At 43.0% G+C, this 17,514-nt stretch carries 14 protein-coding genes; 7 read left to right on the plus strand and 7 right to left on the minus strand.

Annotated elements, in window-relative coordinates; all coding sequences use genetic code 11:
- Window positions 1–110: 110 nt before the first annotated feature.
- Both ACTL4S_RS04680 and aspA read right to left on the minus strand, forming a co-directional pair.
- The gene (locus ACTL4S_RS04680) at window positions 111–476 is read right to left on the minus strand and encodes a hypothetical protein (protein ID WP_441298856.1); all 366 of its coding nucleotides are present in this window, start codon (window positions 474–476) and stop codon (window positions 111–113) included.
- Between the two features lie 129 nt (window positions 477–605).
- Window positions 606–2,048: an aspartate ammonia-lyase gene (gene aspA, locus ACTL4S_RS04685; protein ID WP_441298909.1), complete on the minus strand. Its 1,443-nt coding sequence runs from the start codon at window positions 2,046–2,048 to the stop codon at window positions 606–608.
- A 421-nt stretch (window positions 2,049–2,469) separates the two neighbouring features.
- Between aspA and putP the strand changes: the two genes are divergently transcribed.
- Window positions 2,470–3,978, plus strand: coding sequence for a sodium/proline symporter PutP (gene putP, locus ACTL4S_RS04690; RefSeq protein WP_441298857.1), 1,509 nt, complete (start codon window positions 2,470–2,472; stop codon window positions 3,976–3,978).
- A 79-nt stretch (window positions 3,979–4,057) separates the two neighbouring features.
- On the opposite strand, the gene ACTL4S_RS04695 is transcribed toward putP, so the two are convergent.
- Window positions 4,058–4,552 (minus strand): Lrp/AsnC ligand binding domain-containing protein, encoded by a 495-nt coding sequence (locus ACTL4S_RS04695; RefSeq protein ID WP_441298858.1) that lies wholly within the window; start codon window positions 4,550–4,552, stop codon window positions 4,058–4,060.
- Window positions 4,553–4,670: 118 nt separating this feature from the next.
- Between ACTL4S_RS04695 and putA the strand changes: the two genes are divergently transcribed.
- The 4 genes from putA (at window position 4,671) to ACTL4S_RS04715 (ending at window position 11,110) form a co-directional block, all read left to right on the plus strand.
- The gene (gene putA / locus ACTL4S_RS04700; RefSeq protein ID WP_441298859.1) at window positions 4,671–8,426 is read left to right on the plus strand and encodes a trifunctional transcriptional regulator/proline dehydrogenase/L-glutamate gamma-semialdehyde dehydrogenase; all 3,756 of its coding nucleotides are present in this window, start codon (window positions 4,671–4,673) and stop codon (window positions 8,424–8,426) included.
- 184 nt (window positions 8,427–8,610) lie between these two features.
- Entirely contained in the window at window positions 8,611–9,693 is a 1,083-nt protein-coding gene (gene trmA / locus ACTL4S_RS04705; RefSeq protein WP_441298860.1) for a tRNA (uridine(54)-C5)-methyltransferase TrmA, read from the plus strand.
- 243 nt (window positions 9,694–9,936) lie between these two features.
- The gene (locus tag ACTL4S_RS04710; RefSeq protein WP_034436106.1) at window positions 9,937–10,161 is read left to right on the plus strand and encodes a hypothetical protein; all 225 of its coding nucleotides are present in this window, start codon (window positions 9,937–9,939) and stop codon (window positions 10,159–10,161) included.
- A 388-nt stretch (window positions 10,162–10,549) separates the two neighbouring features.
- The gene (locus ACTL4S_RS04715) at window positions 10,550–11,110 is read left to right on the plus strand and encodes a lecithin retinol acyltransferase family protein (RefSeq protein ID WP_034438430.1); all 561 of its coding nucleotides are present in this window, start codon (window positions 10,550–10,552) and stop codon (window positions 11,108–11,110) included.
- Between the two features lie 79 nt (window positions 11,111–11,189).
- Here the strand turns inward: ACTL4S_RS04715 and ACTL4S_RS04720 are convergent, their stop codons facing one another.
- Both ACTL4S_RS04720 and ACTL4S_RS04725 read right to left on the minus strand, forming a co-directional pair.
- Complete coding sequence (locus ACTL4S_RS04720; RefSeq protein ID WP_253099304.1) at window positions 11,190–12,101, minus strand: bestrophin family protein; 912 nt, start codon at window positions 12,099–12,101, stop codon at window positions 11,190–11,192.
- A 69-nt stretch (window positions 12,102–12,170) separates the two neighbouring features.
- On the minus strand, window positions 12,171–13,898 hold the full coding sequence (locus tag ACTL4S_RS04725; protein ID WP_004729824.1) for a glutamine--tRNA ligase/YqeY domain fusion protein: 1,728 nt from the start codon (window positions 13,896–13,898) through the stop codon (window positions 12,171–12,173).
- A 424-nt stretch (window positions 13,899–14,322) separates the two neighbouring features.
- Between ACTL4S_RS04725 and ACTL4S_RS04730 the strand changes: the two genes are divergently transcribed.
- On the plus strand, window positions 14,323–14,832 hold the full coding sequence (locus ACTL4S_RS04730) for a peptidylprolyl isomerase (protein ID WP_004279844.1): 510 nt from the start codon (window positions 14,323–14,325) through the stop codon (window positions 14,830–14,832).
- 112 nt (window positions 14,833–14,944) lie between these two features.
- Complete coding sequence (locus ACTL4S_RS04735) at window positions 14,945–15,664, plus strand: UDP-2,3-diacylglucosamine diphosphatase (protein WP_114540753.1); 720 nt, start codon at window positions 14,945–14,947, stop codon at window positions 15,662–15,664.
- Window positions 15,665–15,692: 28 nt separating this feature from the next.
- Here the strand turns inward: ACTL4S_RS04735 and ACTL4S_RS04740 are convergent, their stop codons facing one another.
- A complete protein-coding gene (locus ACTL4S_RS04740; protein ID WP_004279847.1) occupies window positions 15,693–15,911 on the minus strand; it encodes a hypothetical protein in 219 nt (72 codons plus the stop codon).
- 681 nt (window positions 15,912–16,592) lie between these two features.
- Window positions 16,593–17,387: a 4-hydroxy-2-oxoheptanedioate aldolase gene (hpaI, locus tag ACTL4S_RS04745; protein ID WP_004279848.1), complete on the minus strand. Its 795-nt coding sequence runs from the start codon at window positions 17,385–17,387 to the stop codon at window positions 16,593–16,595.
- Window positions 17,388–17,514: the final 127 nt, after the last annotated feature.

The following is a 17,514-nucleotide window of genomic DNA, read 5'->3' on the forward strand; positions in this document are numbered from 1 at the left end:
AAGTCTAAATAACCTGAGGCTTATACTAGCACGATGATCTCAGGATATTTTGTTATTTTTATGCAGTCTTGCGACATCCATACACATCGAAAATAAGCCACTTTTGCAGCTTATTTTTGATCACGCAGAAAGTTACGATAATAATCATTTAACTTCTTAAGGATCATTTTGAATTGCAGCAGGTTTTCTTTGGTATTGCCTAAAGTCGCATTAAAACGCTGATGGGCAATTTCCAGATCAATTTTTTCATTGATCAGCATCGCGGTATCATATAACGCTTTTAAATCATCAAACTGTTTTAAACGGCGATTGGACAAATACTCTAATCGTACACCCAATTCCTGATTGAGTTGAATACCATCGACGATATAACCTGTACCTTCTACATACTGGATATTCTGCTCTTCTAAATATAGCTGTGCAGCAGTCGGTTTATTACTTTTAAATAATGCACTGATTTTATCAAACATCGCCATTTACCCAGCCAAATATAGTTCAGCTTATAGTCTAGATGAAAATGCCTCAAATCCACATCCTGAACTTAAGGCAAATTATCAAAATAGCAGCTGTTCGATGTTACATACGACTTAACGTCTCTGGCTCTGTTAAGAAACCTGTTCGAGCTTATTCTCTGCTGAAGGGATTTCAGATACCAGATTTTCAAATGCAAAAATCTCTTCTAATTGCGCTTCACTCAATAAGCCCAACTCTAATACCACCTGTGGCACGGTTTTATTTTCGCGCATACATTGTTTGCCGATTTCATCGCATTTGGCATGTCCCAATATCGGTTCAAGCAAGGTCACAATCCCGACACTGCGCATAACGGAACTTAAGCAAATCTGTTCATTGGCCTGAATACCAGCAATACATTTCTGATTTAGGGTTTGCATACCTTGGGTCAACAACTGAATTGATTCATTCATCGCCACGGCAATCACAGGTTCCATGACATTCAATTGTAGCTGCCCGGCTTCCGCAGCCATAGTAATGGTTAAGTCATTACCAATCACCCGGAAGGCAATCTGATTCACAACTTCCGGAATCACCGGATTGATTTTTGCCGGCATGATCGAAGAACCTGCCTGTAATTCGGGTAAACGAATTTCAGCCAGACCTGTACGCGGTCCCGAACTGAGCAGGCGCAGATCATTACAGATTTTGGACAGTTTTACCGCCAGACGTTTTAAACTGCTCGACAAAATAATAAAGACGCCACAATCGCTGGTCGCCTCGACATAATCTGCCGCACCTTTTAAAGGCAAACCCGTCAGATGCGCCAAGATTTCCACCACCCGCTTGGCATAGCCCGGCGGTGTATTGACCCCAGTCCCAATGGCGGTGGCGCCTAAATTGACTTCCAGCAATAACTGTCGCATCTGCCCAATCAGCTTCAGATCTTCTTTTAATAAGGTGGCAAATGCCCGGAACTCCTGTTCCATGGTCATCGGCACGGCATCTTGTAACTGGGTACGTCCCATTTTGATGACATATTTAAATTCGGCAGCTTTATGATCGATACAGTCAATCAATGTTTTAAGCACGCTCAACAATTCATCCAGACTGCTATAGGTCGCCAGACGCAAAGCCGTTGGATAGACATCATTGGTCGATTGCGAAGTATTCACATGATCATTCGGATGCAGAATGTGATAATCACCTTTCTGATGGCCCGACATTTCAAGTGCAATATTGGCAATCACCTCATTGGCATTCATATTGATGGAGGTTCCGGCACCGCCCTGATAAGGATCGAGTGGAAATGCCGCTTGCCACGCTTCCGGATGCTGAATCAATTCATCACAAGCTTTCTGAATGGCAGTACTGGTCTGCTCGGACAGTTTCTGGAAATGCAGATTGGCCTGTGCCGAAGCTTTTTTCACTTGAGCCAAAGCACGAATAAAATGCGTTTGTTGCCCCACCGCCAATCCGGAAATCTTAAAATTTTCGATGGCACGTAAGGTATGAATCCCATAATAGCTATGCAACGGGATTTGTTTTTCCCCCAATAAATCACGTTCAATGCGGGTCAGTTCGATTTGAAGCATATTGTCCACTAAAAAATACTCTTGGCGATGCACCGTATTTGGTGTGACATTAATATGAGCAAACAAATACAGGCCTAATAGGAAGACTTTAACCTAGATTTGCTACGATTTATTACCAATACGCTAAAGCTGTGAGTTTTGTAAGATTGTGTAAGTAACTGGCTAAAATTCAAATATTTTAATTATTTATTCAAAATTTCTACTTTTCCCCTGAAATCGACGTCGTATCACCTTTTATCCGCTCAAGTTATTCCTGATTCAATTTCAGTGAATCACCACTCTGTTTACAATAGGCATACATAAAAGCTGTGTAATTGTTACAGAGTGTAATTTTTAAACCATGCTTGAATCACCTCCTTGCGATCTCAGTACAAAAAATCATCTTGGACGATGATTTCCATATTTACAGGATGACCTGCCTATGACTTATTTAAACCCCACCCTGATTACCTTCATGTTTTATATTATCGCCATGATTGCAATCGGTTTATATGCTTATCGTGCCACCTCCAATTTTGACGAATATATTCTAGGTGGACGGAGTCTGGGCAGTGTGGTCACTGCACTTTCAGCGGGCGCATCGGATATGAGTGGCTGGCTGTTGATGGGTCTTCCGGGAGCCATTTACCTGTCTGGCCTGTCAGAAGCCTGGATTGCAATCGGTTTGATTATCGGTGCATGGCTGAACTGGTTACTGGTGGCAGGTCGACTGCGTGCCCATACCGAATATCAGAACAATGCCCTGACCTTGCCGGATTATTTCACCAGCCGTTTTTCCGATCGTAAACGTATTTTACGGGTCTTGTCTGCCTTGGTGATTCTGGTGTTCTTTGCAATTTATTGTGCCTCAGGCATGGTCGCAGGTGCACGACTGTTTGAAAGCCTGTTTGGCTGGGATTACACCACAGCGCTTGTGATTGGTGCGATGGCGACGATTCTTTATGTTTGTATTGGTGGCTTTTTGGCGATCAGCTGGACAGATACATTCCAAGCCGGTTTGATGATTTTTGCCTTATTGCTGACTCCGATCATTACCTTCTTGGCTCTGGGCGACAACAGCCAGCAAGTGAGTGTCATCCTTGAATCGGCTCGCCCACATGCTTCAAGCATGCTTGAAGGTTTAAGCACCGTTGCGATTATTTCCAGTCTGGCTTGGGGCTTGGGTTATTTTGGTCAGCCGCATATTCTGGTGCGTTTTATGGCAGCAGATTCGGTCAAAACCATTCCTGCTGCACGCCGTATTGGCATGACCTGGATGATTCTATGCCTAGGCGGTGCAGTGGCTGCCGGTTATATCGGTATTGCCTACTTCAGTTTCAATCCCGCATTGGCTTCGGTGGTGAATCAAAACCCTGAAACGGTATTTATGGAGTTGACCAAAATCCTGTTTAATCCATGGATTGCCGGAATCATTCTGGCTGCTATCTTGGCGGCAATTATGAGCACCTTGAGCTGTCAGCTTCTGGTCTGCTCAACTACCCTGACCGAAGATTTATATAAGAGTTTCCTGCGTAAAAATGCTTCACAAAAAGAACTGATCTGGGTCGGTCGCGGCATGGTCTTGGTGATTGCCCTAATTGCCATTTCACTGGCGATTAATCCGAACAGTAAGGTTTTGGGTCTGGTGGCTTATGCCTGGGCGGGCTTTGGTGCTGCATTTGGCCCGCTGATTATCTTGTCGCTATTCTGGAAACGAATGACCCTCAACGGCGCAATTGTGGGTATGGTGGTTGGTGCCATGACTGTAATTGTCTGGAAAAATTATATGGGTGATACCGGTCTGTATGAGATCATTCCAGGCTTTATTCTGGCCACCCTCAGCATTATCATCGTCAGCCTGCTGGATAAAGCACCGAGTGCTGATGTGGTCAAACGCTTTGAAATGGCTAAAGCCGAGTATCAAAAAGAAATGGCAGAAATGAAAAAATAATCACCTTTTTTCTTGCACATAAAAGGGACTTAATCGTCCCTTTTATGTTTCTTAGATTCACAAATGAAGTTCTTGAAAATTACTTGGCTTTTCCCGGCATTTTCAGATGGATCTGCTGACTTTCTTTAATCACTTCCATCACCGGATAACTGCGCGTTTCTTTAATTCCGGGCAATTGCCACAAGATCTGACCAGAGATTTCCCGGAACTCATCCATATTGGCACAGCGGATTTTTACCACGAAATCAAACCCGCCACTGATCATATGACATTCGATAATTTCAGGAATCTGCCGCACAGCATGGGAAAATTCATCTAAAACATTCGGCGTGGTTTTATCCAATAAAATTTCAACAAAGACCACAAAACCATTATTCAACATGACTGGATTGAGGCGCGCTTCATAGCCCACAATAAAACCTTCCCGGGTCAGCTTTTGTACACGCGCCAAGGCTGCTGTAGGCGACAAATTGACCAGTTCAGCCAGTTTGATATTGGATAGCTTGGCATCGGATTGCAATAAACCCAGTATACGAATATCTATACGGTCAAGGTTCAAATAAGGACTTGGCATTAGAATTATTCTCTAAAAAAATAGAAAACTATAGTGAGATATTCGTCAAATATTCTGTGATTATAGATTAAAACTCATTCACCTCAAAGAACTGATTGACGCAGTACAGGAAGTCACTATGCCAACCACTCTCCGCCCAGATTCAATTTTAGATTCAGCCCAGCACTCGAATTATATTGCTGAATTTAAACACAAAAACCAATACGAAGAACGTATTAATACGGCATGGCGTCGTGCTGAAACTGAATGCGTCGAAGAGTTATTGGCCCATAGTGAAATTTCTTCCGAAATAAGTGACAAGATTCAGGCGCTTGCCTTTGATCTCGCACATTCCTTACGTGAACGTAAAAGTTCCACTGGGAAAGCCGGTATTGTCCAAGGCTTATTGCAGGAATTTTCTTTATCCTCTCAGGAAGGCATTGCCCTAATGTGTCTGGCAGAAGCCTTGCTGCGGATTCCGGACAAAGCCACACGTGACCTACTGATTCGAGACAAAATCAATCAAGGTAACTGGAAAGAACATTTGGGTCAGAGCCAGCTAATGTTTGTGAATGCGGCAGCCTGGGGACTGATGCTGACTGGCAAGCTGATGGAAACCCCGCAGCAAAAAAGTCTGTCTAGCTTGTTGAACGGTCTTTTGGCACGCAGTGGCCGCGGGATTATCCGTAAGGCCGTCGATGTTGCCATGCGCATGATGGGCGAGCAGTTTGTTACGGGTGAAACCATTGATGAAGCCCTGAAAAATGCCGAACCGCTGGAAGAAAAAGGCTTCCGTTATTCCTATGACATGCTGGGTGAAGCAGCGCTGACCGATCCGGATGCTGAACGTTATTATCAGGATTATCAACAAGCCATTCATGCCATTGGTCAAGCATCACAGGATAAGGATGTTTATGACGGGCCTGGCATTTCTATCAAACTCTCTGCGCTGCATCCACGTTATCAGCGCTCGCAAATGGATCGCGTGCATGATGAGCTCTATGCAAAAGTACTTAAACTCGCGGTCTTGGCCAAGCAATACAATATTGGTTTAAATATCGATGCTGAAGAAAGTGATCGCCTTGAGATTTCACTGGAACTGTTAGAACGCCTGTGTTTTGAACCGCAATTGCAGGACTGGAAAGGCATTGGCTTTGTGATTCAAGCTTATCAGAAACGCTGTTTCTATGTGGTGGATTACATCATTGATCTGGCAAAACGCAGTCAGAAACGCTTGATGATTCGTCTGGTCAAAGGCGCGTATTGGGACAGCGAAATCAAAAAGGCCCAGATTGATGGAATGTCGGATTATCCCGTATTTACCCGCAAGGTTCATACCGATCTATCTTATATCGCCTGTGCGCGTAAGCTGTTGGCTGAACCGGATTATATCTACCCGCAATTTGCCACACACAATGCACAAACGGTAGCGACGATCTATCAACTGGCGCAACCTGAGCAGTATTATGCCGGTCAATATGAGTTCCAATGTCTGCATGGCATGGGCGAACCGCTATATGAAAATGTCGTGGGCGATCCAGCGAAAAATAAACTGGGTGTACCCTGCCGGATTTATGCGCCAGTCGGCAATCATGAAACCTTGCTGGCTTATCTGGTGCGCCGTTTACTGGAAAATGGTGCCAATACCTCCTTCGTCAATCGTATTGCCGACAAGACTTTAAAAATTGAAGATTTAATTGAAAATCCACAGCAAACCATTTTAAAAGCGTCAAAACAGGAAGGCATATTGGGTGCCAAGCATCCGCATATTCCTTATCCGCAAGATCTTTATGCCGATGCACGCATTAACTCTTCAGGACTCGATTTGGCCAATGATGCTGAACTCCGTATTTTAAATGAGGTTGCATCTAGTCTGGCGCCAACCCAATTCCAGGCAGCAGCCATGGGAACGGCGTTTACAGTTATCGATACAAGCAACGTAGTGCAAATCATTAATCCGGCACAACATCAGGATGTGGTCGGCACAGTCTATGAAGCAACTTCTGAACAGGCCGAAATTGCACTTACCCAAGCAGTTAATGCACAAAGTTTCTGGGCTAATCTATCAAAAAATGAGCGTGCTGCCTGCCTGAATAAAGCTTCAGAACTGATGGAACAGCGCTTGCTGCCACTCATGGTTCTTCTTTCTCGTGAAGCAGGTAAAACCTATGCCAATGCCATTGCCGAAGTGCGTGAAGCGGTAGATTTCATGCGTTATTATGCAGCTCAAGTTTTGGATCTCAGTGATAATGTACAGATCCAGCCTTTAGGCACCGTGCTATGTATCAGTCCATGGAACTTCCCGCTGGCGATTTTTACCGGCCAAATTTCAACAGCGCTGGTTGCAGGTAATACCGTGATTGCCAAACCGGCTGAACAAACGCCGCTCATTGCAGCACAAGCCGTGCAAATTTTATGGGAAGCAGGTATTCCGCAGGATGTATTACAGCTGCTACCTGGGCGCGGTGAAACCATTGGTGCACAGCTCAGTGCAGATTCACGTATTCAAGGCATCATGTTTACCGGTTCCACCGAGGTCGCACAGATTCTGCAAAAAACCGTTGCAGAACGTCTGAATCGGTTTGGAGAAAGTGTCACCCTGATTGCTGAAACTGGTGGTCAAAACGCCATGATTGTGGATTCATCTGCACTCACTGAACAGGTGGTGCTGGATGTGGTGAGCTCTGCCTATGACAGTGCCGGTCAGCGCTGTTCTGCCCTGCGTGTCCTCTGTGTTCAGGAAGATAATCTGGAGGCCGTACGCAGCATGATCAAAGGTGCGATGCAACAGTTGCGCGTTGGCAATCCGGTCTTGCTTAAAACTGATATTGGTCCGGTAATTGATGCAGAAGCCCAGCAAAATATCCAAAAGCATATTGAGCAAATGCGCAGCAAAGGTCATACAGTTCATCAGTTGATGTTTAATCAGGACCAGACTGAATTAACTCCAGGAACATTCATTGCACCAACCCTGATTGAACTGCCAAATCTGGACGATCTGGAACGTGAAGTATTTGGTCCGGTCCTGCATCTGATCAGTTATAAATATGGCGAACTGGAACAGTTATTAGAGCAGATCAACAGTAAGGGCTATGGCCTGACCATGGGTTTGCACACGCGTATTGATGAAACCATGCAAACTGTGATTGCGCGAGCAGAAGTCGGCAACCTGTATATCAACCGCAATATCGTTGGTGCGGTCGTGGGCGTCCAGCCCTTTGGTGGCGAAGGTCTGTCTGGCACCGGCCCGAAAGCAGGTGGCCCGTTGTATATCTACCGTTTAATGCATCAAGTATCCGAGAAAAAACTGGCGCAGCCTTATGCAGTTCAAGCGGGTCCAGCACTTGTTGAAAATAAACTTGTTCAGGAGTTTAAAGTCTGGGTAGCTAAAACTTTCCCAACTTTATCTTTAAAAGCACCTATGCAAATTGCGACTGGTCAAAGCTTTAGCCTGCAAGGTCCAACCGGCGAGGAAAATCAATACATGATCTTGCCACGAGAAAGTGTTCTATCTTTGGCACACACGGAGCAAGACCAGATTCAGCAAATTCTGGCAATTTTATCGGTCGGCAGTCGTCCTGCATTCCTAGCTGACAATACTTTTATTCTGAAATATTTACCAACCATGCCAGCCGCGATCAGCAAGCAATTTAAAGTGGTCCGGGATATTGAAACAGGCGCGTTTGATGCCGTCATGCATCATGGTGATTCTTCTGAACTGATTGATTTGCAGAAACGCATTGCAGGCCGAAAAGGTGCAATTATTGGTATCACCCATTTAAGTTCGGGCAACTATGATATTCCGGTCGAGCGATTTGTGATTGAACGCGCGATCAGTATCAATACGGCGGCGGCAGGCGGCAATGCCAGCTTGATGACGATGGATAATCTCTAAATCAGTCCAAACATCTCAGCATTTTTAGCTTAAATCTTTCCTCTTGATGGCCAAACCTCTCTCCTCAGAAGGTTTGGTCTTTTTTATGCAGCTTTTAAAGCGACTCAACTACAATAGGCTTAGGCAGATCGGCAATTTTTTGCTACCATTTGCGCTTTAAAATATTTGCGATTTCTTACTGCATATGACTTCATCTTATCAGCAACAACTTGAAGCCAAAATTGAACGCATCAGCGCTCAGTTTGCCGAATATCAACCACCTGCTTTAGAAGTATTCCAGTCTCCTGAAAAATATTTCCGCATGCGTGCTGAATTCCGGATCTGGCATACTGAAGATGATCTGTTTTATGCCATGTTTGAACGTGACGAGAACAACAATAAAAAAGTGATTCGGATTGATGAGTTTCCAATTGCAGACCGCAGTATTAATGACTTGATGCCGCAACTACTGGCAGCATTCAAGGCAGATGCCAATCTGGGTCATCGCCTGTTTGAAGTCCATTTTCTGGCGACTTTAAGTGGTCAGGTTCTGGTATCCCTAATTTATCACCGTAAACTGGATGAAAGCTGGGAACCTGCAGCAAAAGCACTGGCGGAAAAACTGAATATTAAACTGATTGGTCGCAGCCGTGGCCAGAAATTTGTCCTGACTGATGAATATGTGGTGGAAGAACTGTCTATTTTTGATCGTGACTATAAATATAAGCAGATCGAAAGCAGCTTTACTCAGCCGAATGCACAAGTTTGTCAAAAAATGCTGGAATGGGCATGTGATGCAGCGGAACAATCAGATAAAGATTTGCTGGAACTCTACTGTGGCAATGGGAACTTTACCCTGCCGCTTTCGACCAAATTCCGCCGTGTTTTGGCCACTGAATTAGCCAAATCTTCAGTTTATGCAGCTGAGTGGAATATTGAGCAGAACCAGATTGAAAATATTCAGGTTGCGCGTCTGTCTGCCGAAGAATTCACTCAAGCCTATAATGGCGAACGTGTTTTCCGTCGTTTGCAGGAAGCACAAATTGACATTTCGACTTATGATTTTGATACGGTATTTGTCGATCCACCGCGTGCTGGTATTGATGATGAAACGCTGAAACTGTTACAGCGTTTCCAGCGTATTATTTACATTTCTTGTAATCCAGATACCTTATATGACAATCTGAAACAGTTGTCTCAAACGCATAAAATTAGCAAGTTCGCCATGTTTGACCAGTTCCCGTATACACACCATGTTGAGACGGGTGTCTTGTTGGAAAAAGTATAAAGAATTTGTTTCAATTTATTATATTGTTACAAAAATGGAGCTTTTTGAAGCTCCATTTTTTATATTATAAATCATGAACTTAATAGTAAATTTTGACTTGTACAGCAAGAAATATCGTTAGACCTTTAGGCTTCCATCGGAAATTTTCAAGACCAACTGCTGCTTTTATCACATAGGTCCTATTGCTTTATTTATTTAATTGGCTATATTTCACTCTATGTTAGGTTGTTGTATGAAGGCTCTATGAGTTTTTGGCAAAAGTTGTTTTCTAATGAACAACACAATGAACACAAGAATCAAATTGCTTGTGTTGAAAATGATTGCTCTTGCAAGACAAATGAACAGCTTCTTGAAGCACTTTCTAAAGCCACTGATGAAGAAATCATCATCGGAATTAAAAAGGTTCTGGTATCTCGCGGCTATAGCCGTAAAGAACTGAATGAACTTCAGCACTTGCCATTGCAGTAATCGGCCAAGGTTACAGCCGTATAAAGAAAGCACTTGCGTAGTCAGGTGCTTTTTTTATGCTTGAAAGTTTATAGTTGAAGGGTTTGGTTTTCTCTATTTCAGCATAGTTTATTAACTCCAACTTTAAAACTTCAGAGATCAGGCAGGAAAACTCTAAACAACTCATTTGATCCCCTTTGATTTGAAGAAATGTTAAGGCTTGCTTAGGCTATTTAAAACCTTTATCAGAAGAATATGTTCTAAATTCTGCTTTCTTTAAATCCCTTTAAATTTGGCTTAATAACTCTTCAATTCTGATCTGAAACTCAGGCAAGGCATCGATTAATTTAGCAAAACACAGTACACTTCCTATTAAACGACAATGCTTTTTAAATGGCTTAATTCTGATATGCAACAGACTAAACGGTTTCCCATAGGCGCACACCTTATGGTTAAACATTTCGGTTATACCCATCATGGGATTTACGCCGGACGTGGTCGTGTCATTCATTATTCCGGCTTTGCGCATTTATTCAAGAAACGCCCCATTGAAATCACCTCGATTGAAAAATTCAGTCATGGCAAACCGATTCATATGCAGCATTATGATTCGACAAAATATAAAGGTCGTAAAGTAGTACGCCGCATGCGGTCCAGAATGCATGAAAATAACTATCATCTGATTATTAATAATTGCGAACATTTGTGTACCTGGGCCATTACCGGCGTAGAAAGCAGCCCGCAAGTGATTTATATGATGAATCGTCTGACCACGATTGGTTATATCAGCTCGATGATGAGTTTTATGAACAGCATGTTCCTGACCCTGACCACCACCAGTTTCGCATTGGCGCTGTACATCAAGAAGAAGCTCAGAGATAAAGCCAATCTGCGTTTGCAACAATACCGTGAATTGCAAGATCAGGCTAAAACTAAAGTGTCAGACCTGACTAATTTTAAACATCGTTAATTCAAAGCCTAGTCTACCGATAAATGATGAGCAGGAAAGGTTGAGGCCGTGTTTACATTTTGATGATGTCGATAAGGAATTAGGTTAAATAGCCTTTTTTGGCTTGAATCGCTTCAGGTAGTGCTTTGCCTAAAGAGCTTAGGGTTTCCCGCTCTACCAGTCGTACAATTGAATCTAGCGGCAGATCATTGTCTTGTAGACCAAAGGGTTCTTCCAGCTCCGCACTAAGCTCATCCAGCCCGAGTAGCATATAAGCAATTAATCCGACCAGGATCGGCGTCCACAGGCCTAAATTTGCCTGCAAACTGAAAGGCAGGATAAAGCAAAAAGAATAAACCGCACGATGTAATAATACCGAATAAGAAAATGGTAATGGCGTTGACAAAATTCGGTCACAACCAGCCTGAATATCTCCCAAGGCCACAGTATGCTGATTCAGGTTGTTATAAATAATATCGCTGATCTTACCCTGTTTATATTGCTGTACCAGCTCTTTTTGCATCTGTTCCAGCACCCATTGTGATGGATTGATTTGCATGGGCAATTGCTCAAATGATTTAGGTTCAAAACCGGTAGTCGCCTGATAATCCTGAATACTGGGCGTTTGCTGTCTCAACCGGTCACGTAACAAATGGGTAAACAGCATCATGCGATACAGCAACATTTCACGGGTTTGATTATCTAGCACATGGCTGTCACGGCATAAATGACGCGTGGTTGCAATCAACGCACCCCAAAGCTTGCGCCCTTCCCACCAGCGATCATAGCAGGCCGTATTTCTAAAACTTAAAAAAATCGAGAGAATGACACCAAAGATGGTAAAGCCAATTGCCGGGACAGCAGGAAGGCTCACGAAATGCGCCTGACTCAAATACACCAGCAAAGCGGAAATAAAAACCACCAAGATTAATGCGGGCAGCACCTTGGGCAGAATCGTTCCCTGCCAGGCAAACAATAACCCCAAACTATTATTCTTATCACGCACAATCATGCAATTTTCCCTGCTGTATTGAAAAAGCCCAACCAGAGTTGGGCTTTTTACATTCTGACTTAAACCAGCTTATTTGCCTGGTTTAAAGCTGTCCTTAAGATCCAGAATACGGTTAAATACCGGTTTTTCGCTGGAATGATCATATTGATCTGCCACGAAATAACCTTCACGCTCAAACTGGAAACGATCCTCCGGCTGAGCTTGCGCTAATGCAGGCTCAATCACGGCCTGAACCACCTTCAATGATTCAGGGTTCAGGTTTGCCAAGAAGTCATCACCCACTTCTGGATCAGACTCCGTAAACAGACGGTCGTAAATACGCACTTCTGCAGGAACGCCTTTTGTCGCAGATACCCAGTGAATCACACCTTTGACCTTACGACCTTCAGGATTTTTACCTAAAGTTTCAGGATCAATCGAACATTTCAGTTCAACCACTTCACCATTTTCATCTTTAATGACTTCGTCACATTTGATGACATAGGCATGACGTAAACGGACTTCACCGCCTGGAATCAGACGTTTAAAGCCTTTTGGTGGCTCTTCTTCAAAGTCTTTACGGTCAATATATAGTTCGGTCGTCAATGGAATAACACGTTCACCCATATCAACATTCGGATGACGTGAATGGGTCAAATCCATGTCGGCTGGCAAGTTGGTTAAAGTCACTTTTAATGGATTTAACACGGCCATACCACGAGCGGCGGTATTTTCCAAAGATTGACGAATACAGTATTCCAGCATGGCTACATCGACGATACTGCCATCAACTTTCGATACACCAACACGTTGACAGAAATCACGCAGACCTTCAGGCGTGAAACCACGACGGCGCATACCCACTACAGTTGGCATACGTGGATCATCCCAGCCCTGAACATAGCCACCTTCAACCAGCTTACGCAATTTGCGTTTTGAGGTGATGGTATAGTCCACATTTAAACGGCTAGATTCGTACTGACGTGGCACGGATGGTGATTTAACTTTTGCCACTACCCAATCATAGAACGGACGGTGATCCTGGAATTCCAAGGTACACAGTGAATGGGTAATACCTTCAATTGCATCAGAAAGTGGATGCGCATAGTCATACATTGGATAAATTTTCCATTTATCGCCAGTCTGATGGTGTTCAGAATGCAAGATACGGTATAAAATTGGATCACGCATATGCACGTTCGGTGAAGTCATATCGATCTTGGCACGTAAAACGGCCTGACCTTCTGCATATTCACCGCTGCGCATTTTCTCAAAACGCTCCAGGTTTTCTGCAACCCTTGCATCGCGTTGTGGCGAGTTCTTGCCTGGCTCAACGAAATTACCGCGGTTTAAACGGATCTCTTCAGGGCTTTGCAAATCCACATAGGCATCGCCCTGCTCAATCAGCTGAACTGCCCAGGTATAAAGTTGATCGAAATAGCTTGATGCATAACGCGGCTCGCCTTCCCATTGGAAACCCAGCCATTTCACATCATTGGCAATACCATCCACATATTCCTGTTCTTCGGCATCCGGATTGGTATCATCAAAACGCAGGTTACACACACCTTTAAATTCTTCAGCAATTCCGAAGTTCAAGCAAATTGCTTTCACATGGCCAATATGTAAATAGCCATTCGGCTCAGGCGGAAAACGCGTCACCACCTGTTGAGTACGACCAGCGGCTAAATCATCGGTAATGACCTGACGTACAAAGTCCAAGCCTGGTTGTTGTTCTTGCTGCTGCACTGAATCGACTGCATTGTTCTTTTGGGTCGGGTTCTCGGGCAGAGATGTCACAACATCATTTGGCTTCATGATCAATCATTCACTTCTAAAGTTAAAAAGGGATTAACGAATATTTCATCGTACAAGTTGTACGTATATTCATTATCAAAGTTCCTTAGTTTAACTATAGGTGATTAATCTCTCAACCGCTAACTACGGTATTTGATTTCAATTCACTCATTTTAAAAAGTGAAAATACAGCAAGCTGCCCAAAACTAAAATATCAACGCTTTAAGAAACTGGAAAATGATTCAATTTGTACCTAACCCGAAATATAACGCCCTGTCTGGCAGCATTTGAAATGCCTTGATAAATCAACGTATAAATAAGGTATTATTTTTATGCTTTTAACAAAGAAAATAATGTTTTTACTTGCCTTGTCGAATGTAGTTTGCTTATGCTTCACTCATTCAGAAAAAACCATGGCACTCGTCCATGATCAGGAGATTACACAATGAGTTTTCCTCAAGTCGAATTAAACACCAATAAAGGTCGTATTGTTCTAGAACTCAATGCTGAAAAAGCACCTAAAACCGTAGCTAACTTTTTAGAATACGTACGTGACGGTTTTTATGACGGCGTAATTTTCCACCGTGTTATTGATGGTTTCATGATCCAAGGCGGCGGCATGGATGAAAACTTCAAGGAAAAAGCAACACGTGATGCGATCGAAAACGAAGCAGACAACGGCTTGACCAATGACGAAGGTACGATTGCAATGGCGCGTACTCAGGCACCGCACTCTGCTTCTGCTCAGTTCTTCATTAACGTGAAAAACAACTCATTCCTTAACCACTCTGGCAAAACTGCTCAAGGTTGGGGTTATGCGGTATTTGGTAAAGTGGTTGAAGGTATGGACGTTGTGAACGAAATCAAAAACGTACGTACTGGCAACCGTGGCTACCACGCTGACGTTCCTCTAGAAAATGTAGTAATCGAATCTGCAAAAATCATTTCTGAATAAAAAAACGTCCTCTCCGTTCTTTTATGAGTTTTAAAGCAACGCTTTAAAACAGTGTAATGGAAAATCCCTCATATGAATGAGGGATCTAGAGAGGAATAAAAGGAAAAGATTCGTGATCTATCTGTTTATCTCAGATTTACATTTGTCACCTGATCACCCTCGACTTGTTCGGGGGTTTTTAGATTTATTAACTGAGTATCAAGATCAAAATACCCAACTGTATATTTTGGGTGACTGGTTCAATGCCTGGATTGGTGATGATTATACGTCTCCGTGGCTGGACGAGATTGTCACTGCATTAAAACAGTTTACTCAGGCTGGGAATCAAGTCTATTTTCAGGCCGGCAACCGGGATTTTGTCTTAGGAAGTAAATTTTTAGCTCGATTTGGCGGGCAGCTTCTTCCCGAAATCGATCAGCTAATCATTGCCGGAACACATTTTCGCCTGGAACATGGCGATGCCCTATGTACCGATGACGTCTCCTATCAGCGTTTTAAAAAGATTATTCGTCATCCCTGGCTACTTGGCTTCTTAAGAAAAACCCCGCTTTCATTTCGAACCAGACTAGCCAACCGCTTTCGTCAACAAAGCCATCAGGCACAACAGTTTAAAAGCTATGAAGTGATGGACGTCAACCCACATGCAGTTGAGCTGGCATTACAGGATGTAGATGTACTGATCCATGGTCATACGCATCGCGCAGCCATTCATCAGTTAGCCCAGAAAAGAAGAATTGTACTAGGCGACTGGAAAGAAGACAGTGCAGAGATTCTGGAAATTCAGGAAGATCAAAGTTTTGATACCCTGAAACTAAAAAAGTGGCGATATTAATCAGCCACTTTTTACGATATTGATCTGCTTAACACAGACGATAAAGCTGGTTTACCCCAGTATAGAAACTTTTACCATCGAGATTGAACTGAAATTCCTCACCCGTTGGCAATTGAATCATTTTACCGACCTCAACCCAGATAAAACCGTCCATTGTATTTTGCTTGCGCTTTAATGGAACCAGTTTCACGTTAATTTCATTGCCATCAGCGGCAGTGGCAATATGCCATTCATTGATTTTGATCAAAATATTTACTCACACGATATGAGCTTTTTGTGACTATATGGAGAGAGATTAATAACAACCTAGTTTACATAATAGTTCTATGGTTAGTAGATCTTATTTGAGTTCAAATACTTGAACTAAAAAGTACATCACAATCAGCTTAAAATAATAATAGAAGCAAGAACAGTACTTGCTTGAAGTGCAACCAGTGTAAGCTATTTATCCAGCAAAAGCAAAATTACATTGTAATGACAATAGAGTGGGATTTTTAAGAACTTTTTTCATGCTTTGTTAATTATTAGGCTTTTGATTTTTATGATCTAAAATTCATTTTAACGTTATTTCATTTCCGTTGATAAACAAAACCTGTCTTTAAATACCTTAAAATCAATATTAGAGACATGAAACTCAGCCCGAGGTACAGCAAGTTCCACTCTACCGTCTTTTGATAATTTAGGATCAAGAGAATAGCATTTAAGGCTACAAACAGTACGTGAATCATAAAAAAGGCTTGTTGCACTCGTCTAGTTTTTTGCTGACGTTGGTTCTCTAAGATGTTCTGCTGTTCTTGTAAAAATTTTTCTGCATCTTGAAGGTTCATTATGATTTTCTTATGGCTGAATGAATAGCTCATCTAAAGAATTTCCGGTTAAAAATAAACTAAAAATCTAAGCAAGCTATTCATTCAGAATCTCTTGTTGATTAATAACCGCTAGTCGGATTAATCACATTGATATCCTTTTTATATTTCCCCAATAGATCACGCAAGGAATTCATCAAAACACTGGTATCTACGCCCACTGCTACAAACTCAGTGCCAAGTTCGATATATTTTTGCGTCACTTCATGCTGGGTTGACAGAATTCCTGCAGCTTTGCCTGCAGAACGAATCCGCTGGATTGCATCAATTACAGCTTTTTGTACTTCAGGATGATTCGGATCACCTTGATAACCCATAGTGGCAGATAGATCAACGGCGCCAATAAACACGCCATCAATCCCGTCGATCTGAAGAATAGCATCCAGATTTTCAAGTCCTGTGACCGATTCAATCTGGATTAATAAACAGATTTCTTCATGTGCCGTCTGATAATAATTTGGAATGCTGTTCCAGCGGGTGGCACGTGCCAGTGCAGCACCAACGCCACGAATTCCTTCAGGCGGATAACGGACTGCCCTGACCATGAGTTCGGCCTGTTCCACGGTTTCTACCATCGGAATCAACAGCGTTTGTGCACCGATATCAAGGAGTTGCTTGATCAGTTGTACGCTACCAATGGGTGGTCGTACCACTGCTTGCGAGGGATAAGCAGCAATACTTTGCAGTTGCGACAAGGTGGTTCTCAAATCACTGGGCGCATGCTCACCATCAATCAGCAGCCAGTCATAACCTGCATTTGCCGCAATCTCGGTTCCATAGGCATCCGCCAGTCCAATCCATAAGCCGATTTGCTGCTGGGTTTTCAGTTTGTGTTTAAAATAATTGGTGACTTGCATCCGCTAACCTATTTGCATGTTGCCGGCGATGTCTCTTATTAAACGCTTCTCGCTTAAAAGTGCCAATAGACAAAAACTGGATTTTAATCTGATTTAACTCTAAGTTTTGCTTGAATCCAGCTCAAGA

The organism is Acinetobacter lwoffii (assembly GCF_052078135.1).
Lineage (GTDB): Bacteria > Pseudomonadota > Gammaproteobacteria > Pseudomonadales > Moraxellaceae > Acinetobacter > Acinetobacter lwoffii_Z.

Excerpts from the sequence above, each read along its gene's own strand:
- ACTL4S_RS04720 (WP_253099304.1), bottom strand. The coding sequence starts at position 12,101 with ATGATTGTGCGTGATAAGAATAATAGTTTGGGGTTATTGTTTGCCTGG.
- ACTL4S_RS04680 (WP_441298856.1), bottom strand. The coding sequence starts at position 476 with ATGGCGATGTTTGATAAAATCAGTGCATTATTTAAAAGTAATAAACCG.
- trmA (WP_441298860.1), top strand. The coding sequence starts at position 8,611 with ATGACTTCATCTTATCAGCAACAACTTGAAGCCAAAATTGAACGCATC.
- putA (WP_441298859.1), top strand. The coding sequence starts at position 4,671 with ATGCCAACCACTCTCCGCCCAGATTCAATTTTAGATTCAGCCCAGCAC.
- aspA (WP_441298909.1), bottom strand. The coding sequence starts at position 2,048 with ATGCTTCAAATCGAACTGACCCGCATTGAACGTGATTTATTGGGGGAA.
- ACTL4S_RS04725 (WP_004729824.1), bottom strand. The coding sequence starts at position 13,898 with ATGAAGCCAAATGATGTTGTGACATCTCTGCCCGAGAACCCGACCCAA.
- ACTL4S_RS04715 (WP_034438430.1), top strand. The coding sequence starts at position 10,550 with ATGCAACAGACTAAACGGTTTCCCATAGGCGCACACCTTATGGTTAAA.
- putP (WP_441298857.1), top strand. The coding sequence starts at position 2,470 with ATGACTTATTTAAACCCCACCCTGATTACCTTCATGTTTTATATTATC.
- ACTL4S_RS04695 (WP_441298858.1), bottom strand. The coding sequence starts at position 4,552 with ATGCCAAGTCCTTATTTGAACCTTGACCGTATAGATATTCGTATACTG.
- ACTL4S_RS04730 (WP_004279844.1), top strand. The coding sequence starts at position 14,323 with ATGAGTTTTCCTCAAGTCGAATTAAACACCAATAAAGGTCGTATTGTT.
- hpaI (WP_004279848.1), bottom strand. The coding sequence starts at position 17,387 with ATGCAAGTCACCAATTATTTTAAACACAAACTGAAAACCCAGCAGCAA.
- ACTL4S_RS04710 (WP_034436106.1), top strand. The coding sequence starts at position 9,937 with ATGAGTTTTTGGCAAAAGTTGTTTTCTAATGAACAACACAATGAACAC.